The 20,750-nt window shown below is 61.3% G+C and carries 13 protein-coding genes; 8 read left to right on the top strand and 5 right to left on the bottom strand.

Annotated features, from left to right (window positions below; all coding sequences use genetic code 11):
• Positions 1-33: 33 nt before the first annotated feature.
• Positions 34-969, bottom strand: coding sequence for an intradiol ring-cleavage dioxygenase (locus AC3WLM_RS16205; RefSeq protein WP_492477987.1), 936 nt, complete (start codon positions 967-969; stop codon positions 34-36).
• A 320-nt stretch (positions 970-1,289) separates the two neighbouring features.
• Between AC3WLM_RS16205 and AC3WLM_RS16210 the strand changes: the two genes are divergently transcribed.
• The 3 genes from AC3WLM_RS16210 to AC3WLM_RS16220 are packed head-to-tail and all read left to right on the top strand — an operon-like array spanning position 1,290 to position 5,867.
• Positions 1,290-2,612 carry an MFS transporter gene (locus AC3WLM_RS16210; RefSeq protein ID WP_492477988.1) on the top strand — a complete coding sequence of 441 codons (1,323 nt, stop codon included), beginning with the start codon at positions 1,290-1,292 and terminating at the stop codon, positions 2,610-2,612.
• Positions 2,612-4,711 (top strand): alpha-galactosidase, encoded by a 2,100-nt coding sequence (locus tag AC3WLM_RS16215; protein ID WP_492478144.1) that lies wholly within the window; start codon positions 2,612-2,614, stop codon positions 4,709-4,711. Before AC3WLM_RS16210 ends, AC3WLM_RS16215 begins: the two co-directional genes overlap by 1 nt.
• 22 nt (positions 4,712-4,733) lie before the next feature.
• Positions 4,734-5,867, top strand: coding sequence for a glycoside hydrolase family 68 protein (locus AC3WLM_RS16220; RefSeq protein ID WP_492478145.1), 1,134 nt, complete (start codon positions 4,734-4,736; stop codon positions 5,865-5,867).
• A gap of 6 nt (positions 5,868-5,873) precedes the next feature.
• Here the strand turns inward: AC3WLM_RS16220 and AC3WLM_RS16225 are convergent, their stop codons facing one another.
• Positions 5,874-6,893: a LacI family DNA-binding transcriptional regulator gene (locus tag AC3WLM_RS16225; protein ID WP_052242042.1), complete on the bottom strand. Its 1,020-nt coding sequence runs from the start codon at positions 6,891-6,893 to the stop codon at positions 5,874-5,876.
• A 266-nt stretch (positions 6,894-7,159) separates the two neighbouring features.
• On the opposite strand from AC3WLM_RS16225, the gene AC3WLM_RS16230 reads away from it, so the two are divergent.
• The 4 genes from AC3WLM_RS16230 (at position 7,160) to AC3WLM_RS16245 (ending at position 14,047) form a co-directional block, all read left to right on the top strand.
• A complete protein-coding gene (locus AC3WLM_RS16230; RefSeq protein ID WP_062346798.1) occupies positions 7,160-9,670 on the top strand; it encodes a TonB-dependent receptor domain-containing protein in 2,511 nt (836 codons plus the stop codon).
• Positions 9,671-9,829: 159 nt separating this feature from the next.
• On the top strand, positions 9,830-11,332 hold the full coding sequence (locus tag AC3WLM_RS16235) for a tryptophan halogenase family protein (protein ID WP_492477989.1): 1,503 nt from the start codon (positions 9,830-9,832) through the stop codon (positions 11,330-11,332).
• On the top strand, positions 11,329-12,723 hold the full coding sequence (locus tag AC3WLM_RS16240; protein WP_492477990.1) for a 2OG-Fe(II) oxygenase family protein: 1,395 nt from the start codon (positions 11,329-11,331) through the stop codon (positions 12,721-12,723). The genes AC3WLM_RS16235 and AC3WLM_RS16240 overlap by 4 nt, the downstream gene beginning before the upstream one ends.
• A gap of 1 nt (position 12,724) precedes the next feature.
• Positions 12,725-14,047, top strand: coding sequence for a glycoside hydrolase family 32 protein (locus AC3WLM_RS16245; RefSeq protein WP_492477991.1), 1,323 nt, complete (start codon positions 12,725-12,727; stop codon positions 14,045-14,047).
• Here AC3WLM_RS16245 and AC3WLM_RS16250 read toward each other — a convergent pair.
• From AC3WLM_RS16250 to AC3WLM_RS16260, 3 genes are all read right to left on the bottom strand, one after another.
• Positions 14,026-14,925 (bottom strand): ROK family protein, encoded by a 900-nt coding sequence (locus AC3WLM_RS16250; RefSeq protein WP_492477992.1) that lies wholly within the window; start codon positions 14,923-14,925, stop codon positions 14,026-14,028. The two genes, AC3WLM_RS16245 and AC3WLM_RS16250, sit on opposite strands and share 22 nt — an antisense overlap.
• On the bottom strand, positions 14,922-16,427 hold the full coding sequence (locus AC3WLM_RS16255; RefSeq protein WP_492477993.1) for an MFS transporter: 1,506 nt from the start codon (positions 16,425-16,427) through the stop codon (positions 14,922-14,924). The genes AC3WLM_RS16250 and AC3WLM_RS16255 overlap by 4 nt, the downstream gene beginning before the upstream one ends.
• 139 nt (positions 16,428-16,566) lie before the next feature.
• Entirely contained in the window at positions 16,567-17,601 is a 1,035-nt protein-coding gene (locus AC3WLM_RS16260) for a LacI family DNA-binding transcriptional regulator (protein WP_492477994.1), read from the bottom strand.
• 350 nt (positions 17,602-17,951) lie between these two features.
• Between AC3WLM_RS16260 and AC3WLM_RS16265 the strand changes: the two genes are divergently transcribed.
• Positions 17,952-20,672, top strand: coding sequence for a TonB-dependent receptor (locus tag AC3WLM_RS16265; RefSeq protein WP_492477995.1), 2,721 nt, complete (start codon positions 17,952-17,954; stop codon positions 20,670-20,672).
• Positions 20,673-20,750 lie beyond the last annotated feature (78 nt).

The following is a 20,750-nucleotide window of genomic DNA, read 5'->3' on the forward strand; positions in this document are numbered from 1 at the left end:
AGGTTGAAGGCTAGGCTCGGCACCGCGGGACCGTCAGGTTGCGATGCCGATGGTCGTCGTGCCGGTGTACCCCGTAGTTGTCGAGCCGGTCACCGTGGGTGTCATTACCGCGAGCTGTGCGTCGGTGTTGTCGCCGAAGACGTTGTCGCTGGAAAGCGTGACGTTTGCAAAGTTCGTCTTGCTGCTTGGATACGCCGAAAGTGCATAGACTTCGTTGCAGGCTGCCGCAGGCAGTGCGAGCTGCGAAATCAGTCGGGCGTAATTCGCGTTGGTCGCGTTGGCGAGGCTTGAGAACACCTCGAAGTGGATGTGCGGGTAGCGGCCGGAATAGCACCCCGGGAAGATCGTGGTGAATGTTACCTTCCCGTTGGTATCGGTTACCTGCACGCCCCGCAGGTAGCTTTCATTCGGCAGGGTATAGAGCGAATAATACCCATCTGCCGTGCAGTGCCAGATATATACGGCGTAACCGGCAAGTGGGGTACAGCCGTTGTTCACGTCGACTACGGTCAGCGTAAGCGTCAGTTGAACGCCGACGGCGGTGGCGGTCGAACTGCCTAGGAAGCTGGACCTTATGTCGCTTCGGACGATTCCGCTGGCTGTAAGGGCGTTCGAGGTAATGCCAGAGGCGGTGTTCGTACCGTCTGCCGGGTAGGGACCGTTGGTCTCGGTCGCAGGGACGGTGCAGGTGCCAGCAGTCGCAGTAGCTGTCGCAGTTGCAGTTGCAGTTGCAGTTGCAGTTGCCGAAGCTGTCGCCGTTGCGGTGCTGGTTGATAATGTCGTTGTGCTTGATGCTGCGCCATCGCTGCCGCCGCAGCCAAACAGCAATGCGCTGCCGCCGGCCGAGCCGAAGAGGGCAAGGGCGCGACGCCGTCCCACTCGCAGGCGTTCGATCTGGGCTAGATCGGCAGCAAGACCCTCGGACTGATGGTCGTGCGAGGTGTCTTCGGTGATGTCGCCATGCTGCATTGGATGTCTGTCCCTTTGTCCCGCTGATATCATCGTTTGCCGATGTCTAACGTCCTGCGGATCGAAACCCTTCACCAAGACCTGGCTTGAGTTTGCATATATTTCGCAAAGGTCTGTTTTCTGGTAACTTATTGCATTCCATCAAAGCTTCCGATCACAGCCTCGAGTGTGGGGTCAGGTATTTCTGCAATCGATTGTTGTAAGGCTCGACATGCTGTGGCAAGAAGCGGCGAGAGGGCCGGAATAGGTCCGTGGGAGAGCCGGACGTGGGAACCAGTAACATCGCCAGACCCAAACTGTCCTTGGCGCGCATTCTCGAAATGAATCTTGGATTCCTCGGCCTGCAGTTCAGTTTCGGCCTGCAACAGGGCAACATGGGGCCGATCTACAGTTATCTCGGTGCTGATGAATCCCAGTTGCCCATGCTCCAGCTGGCCGGGCCGATCACCGGCCTGCTTGTGCAGCCAATCATCGGAGCCTTGAGCGATCGGACTGCCAGCCGGTGGGGGCGTCGCACACCCTATTTCCTGATCGGTGCAGTACTGTGCTGCCTCGGCCTGTTCTTCATGCCGCTGTCGAGTTCAATCCTCATGGCGATGTCGCTGCTGTGGATCCTCGATGCCGGCAACAATATCACGATGGAGCCCTACCGCGCCTATGTCTCTGATCGGCTTAATCCCGATCAGCGCCAGGCGGGCTTCCTCTCGCAAAGCGCCTTTACCGGTCTCGCGCAGATGCTTGCGTTCCTCACGCCCTCACTGCTTGTCGGCTTCGGCATGAACCAGGACTGGGTAGACAGCCATGGAATTCCCTACACCGTCCGCATCGTGTTCATGATCGGTGCGGTACTTTCGCTGACCACGATCTTGTGGTCGGTGCTTCGCGTTCCCGAACTCCCGCTTACGGCAGACGAGATCGCCCACATCAAAGCCCAGCCGAGGGGTGTTTGGGCGACCTTTAGCGAGATTGGGGCAGCGATCGCCGACATGCCCGTCGCCATGCGCAAACTGGGCCTTATGAGCCTGTTTCAGTGGGCCGGCATGTCCGGCTACTGGACGTATGCCGTCTATTCGATCAGTCGGACAGTCTATGGGACCGCCGATGTTCACAGCAGTGCCTTCCACACGGCGGTACTGACCAACGGCGAAGTCGCCGCATTCTACAATGCCATTTCCTTTGTGACCGCCTTCGCCATGGTTCCTCTCGTGAAGCGCATCGGACCGGGGCCACTCCATGCACTTTGCCTGTTTGCCGGTGGCGTCGGCATGTTTCTTCTGCCGAACGTGACAGACAAGGCGTTCCTGTTCGTTCCGGCCATCGGCATAGGCCTGGCGTGGGGCAGCATCATGGGTAACCCCTACGCCATTCTGACAAACTCAATCCCGCCGCAGCGCACGGGCGTCTACATGGGCATTTTCAACATGATGATCGTAATCCCTATGCTGCTGTTTGCTGTGGTGATGAGCAGGCTCGATCTTGGCTTCGTCTCGATCGGCTTCGATGCCTACAAGCTCGCGCTGGGTGGCGATCCGCGCAACATGTTGATGTTCTGTGGTGTCTCGCTTGCACTTGCAGGTGTTTCGGTTCTGTGGGTCCGTGAAGGGCGGGTCGGAGCCAAGTCGCAGCAGGCAGTGGTTGCGTGATGTCTCGCACTTTTGCCTTGCATACGGGGACTGCGTCCCTGGCTTGGGAGACGGCAGAAGGCAGGGCGCCGGTCTGGCGACATTTCGGTCCGACGGTCGAGACGCAAGGCCTGCCGCCATCGTCGGACCTGCGCGGTCCCGCTTCGTATTCACTCGACCACGACGTGCCGTTCTGCTCGGTTCCGGTGTCAGGCCTTGGCTGGTTCGGCCCTGCATTCCTGAAGGTCAGCAGCGCCGGGAAATGCCTGGATATCGACTTTTCTGCTGTGGACGTTTCCGACGGTGCTGGATGCGTGATTATCCGCTGTCGCGATGAGGATTCCGGCGTTGAAGTTGAACAGACTTTCGAGGTCTCGGGTAGGGCATGCGTATGCCGCAGCGTCGTCCGCAACGTAGGTGATTTGGCTTTCTCGGTGGATTGGCTCGCCAGCGCCATGCTGCCGCTCCCGTCAACTTCAGGTCAGATCGTGTCATGGCGTGGCCGTCATAACGCTGAGCTGGTGGAATGTTGTGAGGCCATGCCTCAGCAGTCGTGGGTGCGCGAGGTGCGGCGGGGCATTTCCGGGCACGGTGGACCGGGTGGTGTCTTCGTGCTCGATCATGGTGCGACTTTGCACCAAGGCACCGTTCGCGCATTGCAGTTGGCGTGGTCGGCCGACAATCGCGTTGCAATAGAGCGCGACGATGAAGGCTGCTGGATCATGAGCGCAGGCGCTCTTCTGCAGCCGGGCGAGGTCACTTTATCCCCTGGAGATAGCTGGACAGCACCAGACGCGATTTTCACGGTGTCAACCGAGGGGCGGAACGGTGCGGCATCTGCGTTCCACGACGCGGTGCGTGCCCGGCTGCGGTGGCCTGGCCGCACTATGCGCCCCCGTCCCGTGCATCTCAACTCATGGGAGGCCTGCTACTTTGACCATGACGAAGCACGCATCGTTGCCTTGGCCGAGGCAGCGGCATCGGTTGGTGTAGAACGCTTCATTCTGGACGATGGCTGGTTTCGCAATCGGGATGATGACACTTCCGGACTGGGCGACTGGACGGCCGATCCGCGAAAGTACCCGAACGGCTTGAAACCCCTAGCGGACAGGGTGAACGCCTTGGGCATGGAGTTCGGTCTGTGGGTCGAGCCGGAAATGATCAACCCGGATAGCGACCTTTATCGTGCTCATCCCGATTGGGCACTGTCCCTGCCGGGCCGGCCGCAGCCGACAGCTCGCAACCAGCTCGTCCTGGATATGGCTCGAACGGATGTCCGTGACTATCTATTCGACTGTCTCGACGCTCTTCTGACCGAGCTGCCGATCACATACCTCAAGTGGGATCACAACCGCGATCTTGCGCCAGCCGGCGGTGCCTCGCAGTTGCGTGGAGTCTATGCTCTGCTTGCGAGAGTTCGTGCCGCGCATCCTGGAGTTGAGGTAGAGTCCTGTGCCGGTGGCGGTGGCCGTAACGATGCCGGAATGGCTGAATTTTGTCATCGCTACTGGACCAGTGACAATATCGACGCAGTCAGCCGGATCAGTATACAGCGCGGATTTCTCTCGTTTTTGCCGCCAGAAATGATGGGGTCGCACATTGCTGCGAGCCCCGCACATGCGACTGGTCGCAGCCATCCTCTCGCTTTTCGCGCGGCGATGGCGCTGACTGGTCATCTCGGCGTGGAACTGGATCCGCGCACGCTGTCGGAGGGCGAGCGCGCAGAACTTGCGGGCTGGATTTCCTTTTACAAGCAATGGCGTGACTTGCTCCACCAAGGCCGTGTCTGGTTGGGTGAGGGCGCTGACGGGATACTCTGGCAGGCGCAGGGCAAAGAAGACGAACTCCTGCTTTTCGTCATCCGTGCAGAACCTCCGGCAGATCGGCGGCCGCAACCACTTCCGCTACCTTTTGCAGCTGGAGGAGGCTGGTGGGATGTGCAGTTGATGAGGATTGCCGGGGGTGAGGGCGGCCATGCCATGCAAAGCGCCCCATTGTTCGAAGCGATGATCGCCGAGCCGCAAAAGTTCTCTGCAAGCTGGCTTGCGCACTCCGGGCTGCCGTTGCCGCCATCCAAGGCCGAGACAGTTTCCATTTTTCACATGCGCAAATGCGCCTGACCGCACTTCGAGAAAGCTCACGATGTCTCAAATTTCAGCGCTGATCCAGAAGGTAGCACCGTTTGGTGCGAGCCGTTGGGAACCAACATGCTTTGGCGATGCACCCCGCATCCCGATTATCGGCAGGGACGATGTGGTGCGTTTGTTTGACCACATCGATTTATGGGACTGCTGGCCACTTGCTCACGAAGATGGCAGGACAGTGCAACATTTGGGCCGCAGCTGGTGGTTCTTTCTCTCTGCGCCGGTTTTTGCCGACCCGGTTGAACGTCATGGTCATGCCCGGATCAGGCTGCTTTCGATCGGGGATGGGGGGTGGATCGATCACGGGAGTGCTTTTCCCGATGGCATGACGCCCGGCAGCCGCGAATGGGCCGGATCGGCGGTACTGATGGACGACGGCGTAACCGTGCAGCATTTCTTCACCGCAGCCGGCCGGCGCGGCGAACAGGCGATGACTTTCGAACAGCGAATCTTCTCGAGTGTGGGGCGGTTGGGTGACGCTGGCCCGGGGCAATGGCAGGAGCCGCGCGAAATCCTGATCGCAGACGGGGTGCGGTATGTTTATGACAGGCAGGATGCGGGAGCGCCCGGCCTGATCAAGGGGTTTCGTGATCCGGCCTGGTTGCGCGATCCCGCAACCGGGCTGGCCCATCTTTTGTTTACCGGCAGTGCTGCCTGGACCGATCACGCCTTCAATGGAAATGTCGGCATGGCGACCCTGATGGAGGGCGAGTGGAAGCTTGGAGATCCCCTGATCGAAGCGACAGGGGTGAACAATGAACTTGAGCGCCCCCACGTGATCGTGCGCGATGGACATTATTACTTGTTCTGGTCCACGCAGACCCACACCTTTGCCCCCGGTGCGGTAGCTGGTCCGAATGCACTATACGGCATGGTGGCCGACAGCCTGGCAGGGCCGTGGAGACCGATCAACGGGACGAGCCTCGTCGCCGCCAATCCCGACGCCGAGGCCAAGCAGTCATACAGCTGGTGGGTTACTGGAGAAGGCGTCGTGTGGAGCTTCGTAGATTATTGGGGCATGGAAGGGCGAACCACTGCAGAGTGCCCTGCATTGCTGCGCAGCAATTTCGGAGGAACACCTGCACCGCGCTTTTCCCTGAACTTTGACGGCGACAGTGTGACGATTGCCTGATCCAGATCAGGCACTTTCGCGCGCGACCAGTTCCGGCTGCATGACAGTCGATGGAGCATCCTCTCCGGCAATCCTGCGGCGCAACGCATCGACCATTGCCTTGGCACCCTCGGCGATGTCCTGCTTCACGGTGGTCAACTGCGGCACCATCCGGGCGGCTAATGGGAGGTCGTCGAAACCGGTGACGGCAACGTCATCCGGGACGGTGACTCCTCTTTCGTGGAGAATTCGGATGGTTGTCATCGCGATGATGTCGGATGCACACACGATGCCGTCCACTTCGCCGGCAAGGGAGTCGAGATGCGCTGTTATCTGGCTTGCCATCTCATCACTTGCCAGGTGGGTCGGAAAATTGGCAAGACTGACATCGGATAGCCCGGCGATCGCCCGTTCTACACCGCGCAGGCGTTCGGCAATTTCTGGTCCGTTGGTATCACCGAAGAAGGCGAGACGTTTGGCTCCGCGCGCCAGCAGGCGCCGTGTTGCGAGCGCTCCGCCAGCCGCGTTGTCCACGCCCACCGTGCATTGGACCTGACCCTCGCGATAGCTGCCCCAAACGACCAACGGTCGATAGTGTTTTGCGACCCGTTCGATCACGTCGAACTGGTTTGACTGTCCGATGACCAGGGCGCCATCGAGCATGCCGGAGTCCACGATACGGTCGAGCCACTCGTCGTCCCCAGGAATGACGCGAGAGAGCATAAGGTCGTGTCCGCTCTCTGTCAGCTCGTCGGCGAGGTAGCCGAACAACGTCATGAAAAAGGGGTCCGAGATGTGCTGGCGCCGTTCATGGCCAAGTGGAATGACCACGCCGATCACGCCGGTCTGCTGCGTGCGCAACCGACGGGCCATCTGATTGGGGCGGAACCCGTGTTCCCGAGCCAGGGCCTGGATGCGTTCTCGGGTCTCCTTGTTTACCAGGGATTTGTCGGCAAGTGCGCGCGAAACCGTTCCGGCGGAAACGCCAGCAATCTTGGCTAACTCGGCAATATTCCTGATCTTGCCGGGCTTTTTTACGTCGTCCATGGAAAATGCATGTCCTGCACAAGCGCTTCTCTGCGCTATTTTGCGCAATGTCTTCGGGCGATTGATGCGCCGCACGGAGGCGGCGTGTCAATGACTATGGTGCCCGAGTTCTCGTAGGGCTCGGCGCCCGGTGTTGCATGATAAACACGATTTGCGCATCGAATGCAATCGATTGTTATTTGGACTTGCAAACGATTGCAGTAGGGTTTAGCGAACATCTGACTGATTCCTGCAGGTGCTGCAGGAGCATCTTGGTGGGAGGAAATATGAAGCTTACACCCCTTTACGGCTGTGCCTCGCTTGTCGCGCTCTGCAGCGCGATGTCGGCCATGCCCGCTCTCGCGCAGGACGCAGCACAGGCTGACAGCGCCGAAGCCGCTCCTGAGACAACCGGCCTTGACGCTATTGTCGTGACCGCATCGGGCCGTGACAAGACGCAGCTCAACAGCGCAGTCTCGGTCAGCTCGATTTCGTCCGAGACCATTCAGGCGATCCGTCCTACCTCAGAAGCCGAAGTGTTCCGCGCCATCCCGGGCATCCAGGTTGCCGGTACCGCCGGCCCAGGCGGCAACTCGAACATCGCCGTGCGCGGTCTTCCGGTCGCCACCGGTGGTTCGCCGTTCGTGCAAATCCAGGAAGATGGCCTGCCGACCGTGCTGTTCGGCGATATCCAGTTCGGCAACAACGATTACTGGACCCGCTTCGACGGATCGGTGCAGAACATCGAAGGCGTTCGTGGCGGTTCGGCCGGCACTTTTGCCTCGCAGGCACCTGGCGCGGTGATCAACTACATCAGCCACACCGGTAAGCAGGAGGGCGGCTTCGTCTCGATTAACCGCGGCCTCGGCTATGACGAGACCCGCGCCGACTTCCGTTATGGCGGTCCGATCAACGACACGATGTACTTCCACATCGGCGGTTACGTGAAGAACGGTCGTGGCCCGCTGAAGGCGGACTATACGGTGTCGGATTCCTTCCAGGTCAAGGGCAACCTGACCAAGGAGTTCAACGAAGGGCGCGGCTATTTCCGCCTCAACTTCAAGGTGGCCGATACGCAGGAGCCGAACTACACCGGCGCACCCGCACTTGCCACGATCACCGGCAAGAAGGTCTCGAACATTCGCCCCTATCCGGGCTTCGATGGTCGTGATTCCTCGAACTACTCGATCTACAATCAGGACTTCCTCATCTATAACCGTGAGGGCAACCTCGAGCGCGTCAAGATGGACGGCATCACCACCCAGGCGCAGTCCTTCGGTGGCCAGTTCCACTATGATTTCGACGGCGGGATCACTGTCGATAACAACATGCGCTACACCAGCATGAGCGGTGCGTTTGCCTCACCGTTCCTCAACACCGCGCTGACCTCGTCGGTGCTCGGGTCGACCGTCAACGGCCGCACCGTCGCCGCGATCCGCTATGCCAGCGGTCCCAAGGCCGGTCAGCTGTTTACCGATCGCTACCTCGACAACAACGTCAACGTGCGCACCAACATCCGCGACATTGGCAGCTTTGCCAATGACCTGACCCTCGCCGGCAAGTTCGACGTCGCATCGGGCAAGCTGACCACCCGCGCTGGTCTGTTCTACATGAACCAGAAGATCGCGATGGACTGGCACGTCAACAAGTCGCTGCGCGAACTGAACGGCGACAACCCCTCGCAGCTCGATCTGTTCGACAGCGCGGGCAACAAGCTGACCCAGGCCGGCACCTCTGGCTACAACAACAATTGGGGCGAATGCTGCGCTCGCGACTACGACCTGTCGTATGCGAACACGGCGCCGTACCTCTCGCTCGACTTCGACCACGACCAGTTCGGGCTCGACGGCTCGGTCCGCTTCGAGCGCATCAAGTCGACCGGCTATGCCATCGGCGGCGGGGCCGAGTTCCCGATCAACAGCAATGGCGTGACCATCCCTGCGATCACTGCCAACGGCGTGCGCGAGAACCTGAACTATACCCGCAGTTACACCTCGTGGACCGTGGGCGGTCTGTTCAAGGTCACGCCGAACGTGACGATCTTCGCCCGCACCTCACGGGGTGGCCGCTTCAACAGCGACCGTCAGACGCTGGGCGGCAAGATCCGCAACGACGGTGCGCTGTGCCGTGCGAGCGACATCGGCAGCAACGGCTGCTCGGCTGACGGCGTGACGCCTTCGGTCGACTTCGTCACCCAGCACGAACTCGGCATCAAGAGCCGTGGCGATCTGTTCGGCGGCCAGTTCACGATGGAAATGACGCTGCTCAAGGGCAACTTCAAGCAGTCGACCTATGAGCTGTCGGCCACCCGCTGCCCCGGTGGTTCTGGCGGTTGCGTCATCGATGCCAAGTTCAAGTCGACCGGTGCGGAATTCTTCGCAACCTATCGCAACGGCGGCTTCAGCTTCGTCGGCAACGCAACCTACTCGAAGGCCAAGCGGCAGTCGGCAGGTGCCACGTCCTATACTCGTTCGCCCAACCTGCCTGACCTGATCTACACGGCATCGGCCAATTACGACATCGGCGATATCGCCACCGTCGGCGTGGCGATGACCGGGCAGACCAGCGCGATTGACGATGCGGGCTTCGAGTATCCGGGCAAGGCCATCTTCAACCCGTCGCTTCGCGTCTATCCGATGAAGGACCTCGAACTCGGCCTGCAGGTCTACAACGTGTTCGATACCTTCGACCTGCGCGGCAACGGCGGCATTGCCGACACGACTGCCAACCCGGTCGTGATCGGCGGTGCGCCTGCACTGGGCCGCACGGTTTCGGCTTCGGTCCGTTACAACTTCTGATGCTGGCGGGAGAGGCCTGGCGTCTCTCCCGGTCACCTCGGGTCGCATGAGGGAGGGGCGGGGCGCTGATGCGTTCCGCCCTTCCGTTCCAATATCGCCGGAAGAGCGATAGGACAGAAGGGACGCCAACAAGAGGCAGGCCTGAATGAGCTGTATGACATGAGCAATCCCGACCTGATGATCCGTTCTATCGCGGTGATCGGTGGTGGCACTGCAGGCTGGATGACAGCGGCGGCGTTGGCTCAGGCGCTGCGGCACAACTGCAGCATCACGCTGGTCGAATCCGACGAAATCGGCACGGTCGGCGTAGGCGAGGCGACGATCCCGCCGATCCGCACCTTCAACGAGACGCTCCAGATCGACGAGCGCGAGTTCGTGCGCAAGACCAAGGGCTCTTTCAAGCTCGGCATCGAGTTTGTTGACTGGGGCAGCCTCCGCAACAGCTATTTCCATCCGTTCGGTCCGCATGGACGGGCGTTCGATATCGTCAACCTTCACCACTACTGGCTGCGGGCGCGTGAAGCGGGCGAGGCTTCGCCGCTGGACGAGCATTCGATGGCGTGGGCTCTGGCAAGGGAGAACCGGTTCGCTCCGCCGATGCCAGATCAGCGCAATGTGCTTTCGACCTTCGATTATGCCTATCATTTCGATGCAGGCCTCTATGCAAGGTTTCTGCGCGAATACTCAGAAGCCAGGGGCGTGACGCGCATCGAGGGCAAGGTCGCCAGCGTGCAGCAGGACGCCGAGACCGGCTTTGTCACAGGGGTAACGCTGGATGATGGGCGAGCGGTCGAAGCGGAGTTGTTCGTGGATTGCTCGGGCTTTCGCGGCCTGCTGATCGAAGGTGCGCTCAAGGCGGGCTACGAGGACTGGACGCACTGGCTGCCGTGCGATCGGGCAATGGCCGTACCATGCGAGAATGCAGGGCCGCTGACGCCCTACACCCGGTCGACTGCGCGGGAAGCGGGGTGGCAGTGGCGCATTCCGCTGCAACATCGCACTGGCAACGGCTACGTTTTCTGCAGCCAGTTCCTGTCCGAGGATCAGGCTGCGGACAAGCTCCTGTCGCGCCTGGATGGCAAGGCGTTGGCCGATCCCCGGCCGCTGCGTTTTGTCACTGGTCGGCGCAAGACTTTCTGGGAAAAGAATGTCATTGCGGTTGGCCTCTCCAGCGGGTTCATGGAGCCGCTGGAATCAACCTCGATTCATCTGATCCAGGCCGGCATTTCCAAGCTGCTTGCCCTGTTTCCCGACCGCACCTTCGATCCCATCGTGATCGAGGAGTACAACCGCATTGCCATCAACGAGTACGAGCGGATCCGCGATTTCCTGATCCTGCACTACAAGCTCACGACGCGCGATGACTCCGAACTCTGGCGCTATTGCGCGGCAATGGACATTCCCGATACGCTCCAGACCAAGATCGAGCATTTCCGTCGCTACGGCCGCCTGGTTCAGCGCGATGCCGACCTGTTCGGCGCGCCGTCGTGGCTGGCGGTGCACGTCGGGCAGGGAAACATTCCAGAGCGCACCGATCCGCTTGCAGACTACCGCGGGATCGACGGACGCGAGTGGCTTGGCAAATTGCGGGCCGCCATGCACCACGCTGCGCTTCAGCAACCCACGCATGAGCAGTTCATCAAGGCCAACTGCGCGGCATGAGCGAGGCGGAAGCCTTGTTCCGGCGCGCCGTCGCGTTGCGCGAAGTGCAGGACCTTGGCGGTGCTCTGGACGCGATCCTGCTGGCGGCCAAAGCCGCGCCTGGCGATCCCAACGCGGCGCTGGGACTGGCGCAGATCTCGTTTGAGGCGGGGCTGAATGCTGCAGACCTCTACGCCGAGGCGGCAAGGCTGCAGCCACAGCGGATAGACCTCCAGCGCAGCCGTGCGACTGCCTTGGCGGCCGAAGGACGACAGCTGGAAGGTGAAGACCTGCTGGAAGGCGTGCTGGCTGCAAATCCCGGTTGGATCGAAGGTCACCGCTGCCTGTGCGGAATGCGTGCGACTGTCGGCGATCCGGACTTCGCGCGCAGCTTTCCAGCCGCGATCGAGCGCGATCCTGCCAACTTCGGCCTGAGGATGGCGTGGTTCCACGTGCTTGCCACGGCCCGGCAATGGGACGATGCCCGCGCCGTCATAGCAGACGCCGAAGCGGCATTGGGCGAACGCCAACCTTCGCTGCTCGGCAAGCTGTTCATTGCCAGCGAGAGCGGTGAAGCGGCGGACAACGCGGCATTGTTCGACGGCGTGGAACACGTTCAGGACGTGGGGCTCGATCTCGCCCGCGTTCGACACTTCCTGCGCGGTGGGCAGATAGAACGCGGCCGCGACGTTTGCCTGCGCCACGCCGGAACCGCAGCAATGCGCGCTTTCTGGCCCTATCTTTCGCTTGCCTGGCGGCTCCTCGGTGATGCCCGTGTCGATTGGCTCGACGGCGGGATGCGCGATGTCCGGGCGTTCGATCTTGGCTTCAGCGCTGAAGAATTGGCGGAACTGGCACGGACGCTTCGCCGGCTTCACACCATGAACGAACCCTGGCACGAACAGTCAGTTCGCGGCGGCACACAGACCGAGCGGCCGCTGCTGCTGCGGTTCGATCCCGTCATCGCTGCAGCGAGGAGCAGGATCGAAGTGGCAGTCGCACGCTACATCGCCGACTTATCCTCGCCTGACCCCGCGCACCCGCTGCTTGCTGCGCCGCGGGGGCGGTCTCTGTTCGCCGGTAGCTGGTCGGTAAAGCTGCGGCCCGGTGGATATCACGCGATGCACACGCACCCTATGGGCTGGATCAGCTCTGCACTTTACGTTACCGTGCCGGAGGAGCCCCGGCGGGGGGCGGCGCCGGCGGGTTACCTGCAATTCGGAAAACCGCCGCCCGAACTCGCTCTGGCGCTTGAGCCTTACGGCTCGATCGAGCCCAAGCCAGGTCGGCTCGTGCTGTTTCCCTCGACGATGTGGCACGGCACTGTGCCGTTCACTGATGGAGAGCGAATGACCATCGCTTTCGATGTCGTTCCCGCTCCCGCAATCCCCAACCCACCCGCAAAGGCCTGAGATGCGCCCTCGCTATCATTATGCCCCCGCCGTCAACTGGCTGAGCGATCCCAACGGCCTCGTCTGGCAGGATGGCGCGTGGCACATGTTCTACCAGTACAATCCTTTCGGTGAAGAATGGGGGCACATGTCGTGGGGGCACGCTGTTTCGTCGGACCTCGCACATTGGCGGGAGCTGCCGGTGGCACTGGCCGAGGAAAATCAGACCATGATCTTCTCGGGTTCGGCAGTCATCGATCATGCCGACAGTGCTGGCTTCGGACATGGCGCGATGATCGCAATCTACACCGGCGCCAGAACCGATCGCCTGCATCAGTTCCAATGCATTGCCGCAAGCACCGACCAGGGGCGCACCTTTACCAAGTATTCCGCAAACCCGGTGCTGGACCGCAAGATGGAAGACTTCCGCGATCCCAACGTGTTCTGGCATGAGCCGACGCAGCGCTGGATCATGACCGTGGTCCTGTCCGACGAGAATCGCGCCTTGATCTATGGATCGGGCGACCTGAAATCATGGGAAGAGCTGTCTGAGATATCGACAGACGGCGCGCCGGGACACTTGTGGGAATGCCCGTTTCTCGTCGAACTACCCATTGAAGGCTCCGCTGAGACACGCTGGTTGTTCAAGGTCGATGTGCTTTCAGGCGCGCCGGGATCGGGCGCTCTTTATCGGGCCGGCAGCTTTGACGGTATCCGGTTCAAAGCCGAAAGCGCCTGGCAGGTGGCCGACTACGGCGACGAGTTCTACGCGGCTATTGGCTGGACGGAACCACGCGACCGACTAGACAGGCCGACGTGGATTGGCTGGATGGGCAACCATGCCGTTCAGAAGCACTTGCCGCTGCAAGGGTGGCGCGGTGCGATGAGCCTCCCTCGCAGGCTTTCGCTCAGGCGGCGCGAGGACGGCTTCGTGCTCGTCCAGTCGATCGAACCATCATGCCGCGCACTCTTCGGTGGAGCGGAGAAGATCGAGCTGGATCACGGCTGCTTTCCGCTGCCGGGTTGTGCCATGCTGACGGCGGATGCTGGCGAGTGGAGCTTCACGCTTTCCGATGACGCGGGACGCTTTCTCGCATGCTCTCGCAAGGCAAGCAGGATCGAGGTCGTGCGCAAGGATGCACTAACGCCCCAGTTTGATCGGAAGTGCGAAATGGAGCTCACCGGCGATGGACAAGTCGAGATCTGGCTCGACCACGGCAGCATCGAGATCGTCGCAGGGGCTGGGGCAGATTGCCTCACCTTGCAGCACCGCCTTGCCGGTGAGGCATGGGCGTTGCGCGGCAGCGGCACACTTTCTGCCCGTTACCTTACCGCGAGCGCTTGACGGCCGAGTTCGATGGCGCCGGTGATTCCCGCATCATCTCCAAGGCCCGGCGTGACGATGTAGCTTTCCAGCCCGGCGTCGAGCCGTGGATGCTGAACATAGCCATTAAGCTGGCCAACCGTAGCCTTGCGCACCGCTTCGACCAGCCCCGGCGCCTTCATCACGCCACCGCCGAAAATCAGCCGGTCCGGCATGTGCAGCAGCACCAGTGTCGAGGCGAGGTGGGCGATGTAGTCGGCCACAATGCCCACTTCCTCTGCCCCGAGCTTGTCGAGGCTGGTGCCCCACCGCTTCTCTATGGCTGGACCACAAGCCAGGCCTTCGAGGCAGTCGCTGTGATAGGGACAGATGCCGGGGAAGGGATCGCGCGACGGATCGCGCGGCGATTGGATATGGCCGCTCTCGAAGTGCGAAATGCCCATCAGCGACTGGCCATCGCGCACAACGCCCGTGCCAACCCCGGTGCCGATGGTGGTGTAGGCGAGGGTGCGACAGCCTTGACCCGCCCCGGCCATCCATTCGCCGATCGCAGCGCCGTTCACGTCGGTATCCACCTTGATCGGGGCGCCAAATCCGGACAGCACGTCGTGAAACCGTGCGCCTGACCAGCCCGGCTTGGGCGTGGTGGTGAACGTGCCGTAGGCGGACGACGTCGGGTCGATGTCGATAGGGCCAAAACTTGCTACGCCGAACGCCGCGATCGGACCATGCTGCGCGCTTGCCTCTTCGAAGAACGCCTGCATCGCCGGCCATGTCTCGGTCGGCGTGTTCGTCGGCATGCGCGTGCGGGCGAGGATTTCACCCTCATGCGTCGCAAGCGCAAGTACGAACTTGGTGCCGCCAGCTTCGACAGCTCCGATCAGACCCTTATTGCTCATTCGCCCGTCACTTTCGCATTCTCTTTAACCAGTATCATGGCAGCTGCTGCCGCCGTCATCATCAAGGCCGCCACCAGCATCGTCCAGCGCGGTTCTCCGGGGAAGAAGCTGCGCATCACACCACCCATCAGTGTCGCCACGACGAGTTGGGGTATGACGATGAAGAAATTGAAGATGCCGATGTAGATCCCGAACTTTCGCGGCGGCAGCACTCTTGTCAGAATGACATAGGGCATCGAAAGCACCGATGCCCAGGCAATCCCCATGCCGACCATCGGCAGGAGCAGCGCATCCGGGTTGCGGATCAGGAGAATCCCGACGAAACCTGCCGCCCCGCACAGAAGGCCAACTGCATGAGTTGCGGCATTGCCGATGCGCCGCGCCAGAATTGGCAGCACGAACGCTGCAACTGCGGCAACGCCGTTGTAGAATGCGAACATTATCCCGACCCAGTCCGCGCCTTCGTTATAGGCAAGGCTGGTCGTGTCGGTCGCGCCAAACGCCTGTGCGGTGACCACCGGCGTGGTGTAGATCCAGACAATGAAAAAGCCGATCCAAGTAAAGAACTGCGCGAATGCCAGTTGGCGCATCTGGACGGGCATCTGGGCAAGGTCGCTGACGATGTGCGCAAGCGCTCCTCGGGCTGACGTGGCACGAACGCCGATCTGGATGAGGCCGAATGCGCAAAGCCCGGCTCCCAGCACGTAAAGCTGCTTGTCCAGGGCGAGCGCCTGGACAAGCCCAAGCATCACGATTCCGGCAATCGTCCAGAACGGCCCACTGCGCGGATAGATCAGTGGCTCGTGCTCCGCGCCATGATCGTGGTCGGAGCCCGGATCGAACTCTGCCATTTCATCGGGTGAGTATTCGCGCACTCTGAGCACTGTCCAGCCCACGCTGAAGACCATCGCTGCCGCGCCGAGATAGAAGCTGTAGCGGACGGACGGCGGGATCACCCCCTCCGGCGCGACGTTAGGAATACCGAGCCAGTTGAAGAGCGCCGGCGCGAGGCTGCCGAGCACGGCGCCCGCGCCGATAAAGCACGTCTGAAAGGCAAAGGCCTGCGCGCGTTGGTCGTCCGGTGTCATGTCTCCGGCAAAGGCGCGGAAGGGCTCCATTGCGACGTTGAGCGAAGCATCTAGAAGCCACAGGAAGGCGGCGGCGAGCAGGAGCAGTCCGGTGTTGGGCAAGCCGATCAGGGCCAATCCGGCGAGCACCGCACCGGCAAGGAAATAGGGGCGGCGGCGGCCAAGGAAACCCCAGGTCCGGTCCGAATGATAACCGATCAGCGGCTGCACGATGAGGCCCGTTACCGGCCCCGCGATCCACAGGAATGCGAGATCGTCGACGGAGCTGCCAAGTGACTGGAAGATGCGGCTGACGTTTGCGTTTTGCAGTGCGAAAGCGATCTGGATGCCGAAATAGCCAAAGCTGATGTTCCACAGTCCCCAGAAACTCTGCCTGGGTTTTTCCCTAGCGGGTTGGCGGATCGAGGTGGTCATCGGCTCTCCATCGGGGCGCTGTTGGCGCGCCAGGTGGCCGTCTCACGCGGCCATTGCATTGCAATCAGGCGTCGCGAAGTCGCAGAATCCGGGCGTTCCTGCAATCGATGCGCATACGAATACCAAGACCGTTGGCGGTTCACCCGCCGCTGCTTGCCCGAACCACAAGCCGCGCCGGCAGCACGCGTGGGTTGCCTGGGCGACCTTCGACTTGTGCAAGGACGCTTTCCACCAGAGCTTCACCAGCCAGCCGGATATCCTGCATGATCGTGGTCAGCGGAGGCGAAGTGAATGCGGCAGCGGGAATGTCGTCGAAGCCCACGACGGCGACATCGTCGGGAACCGACAGTCCGGCTTCGGACAGTGCGCGCATGGCGCCTACCGCGATAAGATCGCTCGCGGCAAAGATCGCATCGAACGACGCCTCCCGCGATAGAAGCTCACGCGCAGCGTGATAGCCGTTCTCCTCGGATGAAACGGCGTCGACAAGCAGGGATGGGTCCGGCGCGAGGCCTGCAGTCACCACAGCTTTGGCAAGGCCGGCATAGCGCTGCTCGAATTCCGGATAGTGCGAATCCGCCTGGCCGAGGAAAGCGATCCGCTTGCGTCCACTTGCCAGAAGGTGCTCGCCAGCAAGCCGCCCCGCACCGAAATTGTCCGATCCGACCGTGGCCCCGATCGTGCCGTCGTCAACCGAGCCCCAGCGTACAAAATGCGTGCCCGAGCGGATCAACTGGCGCAGTCGCGGCTCGTATGCCGTGTAGTCGCCATAACCAAGCAGGATCAGTCCGTCCGCGCGATGGCTGTCCTGGTAACGCTTGTGCCAATCGTCATCCAGTTTCTGGAACGAGATCAGCAGGTCAAGACCGCGATTGGCGCAATGCCGCGTGATCGATCCCAGCATGGCGAGAAAGAACGGGTTGATGTTGGATTCATCAGGCGTCGGATCCTCGAAGAACAGCAGAGCCAACGTGTTCGACCGCTGCGAACGCAGTGAAGAAGCATTCTTGTCGACCGTGTAATTGAGTTGTCGAGCAATCGCCTCGATCTTCTGCCGTGTCGCGAGACTGACCGATTTGCTGCCTCGCAACGCCCTGCTCACGGTGGGCTGGGATACGCCGGCAAGGTAGGCAATGTCGAAACTGGTTGGTTTGTTGGAAGGCCTGCGCCCCATATCCCGATCACTCCCACCGCCCGGTGTGGTCCCGTGGTCGGTCAACCCGGACTTTATGCGTGATGTCTCAGTCATGCAATGGCTCGGCGGTTGCGCTGCCAGAATCATTGGGAAATGCCGATTTCCCAAGGGTTTTTCTCACGGCGGGAGCGTTGCCAAATAGCATCAACTGAAACCAATCCGGGGGGCGGCGCATGCATAGTATACGTATGCCATATTCGCCATTCTTCATCGCTCCCTTAAACCGAGGTGGAGCGGAAGGCCGGGATCAGCGGCACCGCCGAGTGCAATCACGGTTTCAACAGAAGGTTCAGGGTCGGAGCTTCCGGCTTGGGGGAGTGAATTTCAACATGGCAATTCGCACATTATCCGCTGCTGCCGGCGTATCGCTCGCAGCGATGACAGTCGCCCTCGTTGCGACTCCGGCCATGGCGCAGGACGCCACCCCGGCGCAGGATCAGGCGCAGGCAACTGACGCGGCTCCGGAGGCGCAGGAGCAGGCCATCGTCGTGACCGGTTTCCGCGCCGCGCTCGCCACGGCCGTCAACGTCAAGAAGACCTCGCCGGTGATCGTGGAATCGGTCTCGGCCGAAGACATTGGCCGCCTGCCCGATGCCTCAATCGGTGAATCGATCGCTCGCCTGCCGGGTCTCACCACCCAGCGCCTGTTCGGCCGCGCCAACTCGATCGCTATCCGCGGTTCGAGCGCGGACCTTTCCTCGACCACGCTGAACGGTCGCCCGCAAACCTCGACGGGCGAACAGCGCAACGTCGAGTTCGATCAGTTCCCTTCGGAAATCGTCAGCCGCGTTGACGTCTACAAGACGCCGCAGGCGAACCTTGTCCACCAAGGCCTCGTCGGCACCGTCGACATCAAGACGATCCGTCCGCTGGAATTCGGCAAGGGCCTTCTCTCGTTCGGCGGCCGCGGCACTTACGCTGACCTTGGCAAAGTCAACAAGGACAGCAACGAGTTCGGCTATCGTGCGACGGCGACCTATGTCGGCCAGTTCATGGAAGATCGCCTTGGCGTTGCTCTGTCGGCTGCTTACACCGATGAGCCATATCAGGCTCAGGAATTCGAGGCTTGGGGTTACGCCGACGGCCCGAACAATACCAAGATCATCGGCGGCATGAAGCCTTTTGGCGTATCAACGCAGCTCAAGCGTCTCGGCATCCAGGGCACCGTGCAGTTCAAGCCGGTCGACGAGCTGACCCTGACCGTTGACGGTTTCTACGGCAACTTCAAGGACAAGCAGATCAAGCGTGGCATCGAGTTTCCGCTGGCCTGGAGTGGTGCGCAGCTGTCGCCTACCGGTATCGAGACCAACGGCAACCTGATCACCAAGGGCACGTTCTCGGGCGTCGAGGCCGTCGTCAACAATCATGGCTACGAACGCAACTCGGACATCTTCTCGGGCGGTTTCAACGCTGCTTGGGCCGGTGAGGATGGCTGGTCGGCCTCGTTCGACTTCGGCTACTCGAAGACCGATCGCAACGAACTTACCCTTGAAACCAACGCGGGCACCGGCCCGGGCGCTGGCGTCGGTGCGACCGATACGCTGACCTTCGTCAGCGGTCCGACCGGAACCAGCTTCACCAGCCACGTCCTCGATTATGGCAACTACAACACCATCGTCCTGACCGACCCGCTCGGCTGGGGTGGCGGCGCGCCGAATGGTTCGCAGGAGGGCTACTACAACGACCGCGTCATCGACGACGAGATCAAGAGCTTCCAGGTCGAAGTCGGCAAGGAACTGGAAGACAGCTTCCTCTCGAAGCTGACGGTCGGCACGGCTTACGTCGATCGCACCAAGGCAAAGACGCCGGTCGAGTATTTCCTGAACCTCGCCGGCGGCGCCAAGTCGCTGGTCGTGCCGGAGAAGTACCGCACGGGCGCGACCGACCTTGGCTTCATCGGTGCCGGTCCGGTCATCGGCTACGATCCCTTCGCGCTGCTCGAAGACGGAGTCTACGTAAAGACGCTGAACGCTTCGAAGGACGTTCCGGCAAAGGCTTACTCGGTCACCGAGCGCGTCATGTCGATCTATCTCAAGGGCGACCTCAAGGCGACGCTCGGCGATGTCGAGATGGACGGCAATATCGGCGTTCTTGCACAGAACACCGAGCAGAAGTCGCGTGGCTTCGTGAACCTTGCGGCTGCCTCGCTGGTGCCTGTCACCCGCGGCGCGCGTTACTGGGACATCCTGCCAAGCCTCAACCTGAATTTCCGCATTCCGGGTGACTGGGTGATACGCTTTGCCGCAGCGCGCGAGATCCAGCGTCCGCGCTTCGAGGACATGAAGGTTAGCCTGGACTATAGCTACAACGTCAACAGCGGCGTGATCACCGGTAACGGCGGCAACCCGCAACTGCGTCCGTATCGTGCATGGGCAGCTGACCTGAACATCGAAAAGTACTTCGGCCGCAAGGGCTACGTCGGCCTGCAGATGTTCTACAAGAAGCTCGACAACTACATCTACAAGGACGTTGTCCCGTACGACTACACCGGCCTGCCGATCGTCGCCCCGGTTCCGATCACGAACTTCGTCGGTACGATCAACACGGCGGTCAACGGTTCGGGTGGCAAGCTTTATGGTGTGGAACTCGCTGGCACCCTGCCGTTTGAAGTCATCACCCCGGCGCTCGAGGGCTTCGGCTTCACGGGCGGGCTTGGTTACACCAAGACCTCGATCAAGCCGGGTCCGAACGCCAATTCGATGGACCTTCCGGACTACTCGCGCTGGGTTGCTTCGGGCACGCTGTTCTTTGAGAAGGCCGGCTTCAACGCCCGCGTCTCGGCCCGTCACCGCTCGTCGTTCCAAGGAATCTTTGTCGGCTTCGGCGGCGAGCGTGAACTGCGCCGCGCGCTGAAGGAAACCATCGTCGATTCGCAGATCGGCTATGACTTCCAGGAAAGCAGCCCGCTAAATGGCCTGTCCCTCTTCGTGCAGGGCCAGAACCTGACCGACGAGCCCTTCGTTTCGGTCGACAATGGCGCACCGCTGCAGATCCGCAACTACCAGACCTACGGTCGTCGCTTCATGGCAGGCTTCAACTACAAGTTCTGATCCCTCCGGAGGGAGCGGCCTCATCCCGCTCCCTCCACCCTTTCGGGACAGAGACGTTGCAAGAATGTGCCCGCAGAA

It is taken from the genome of Novosphingobium sp. FW305-C-30-35, assembly GCF_058783135.1.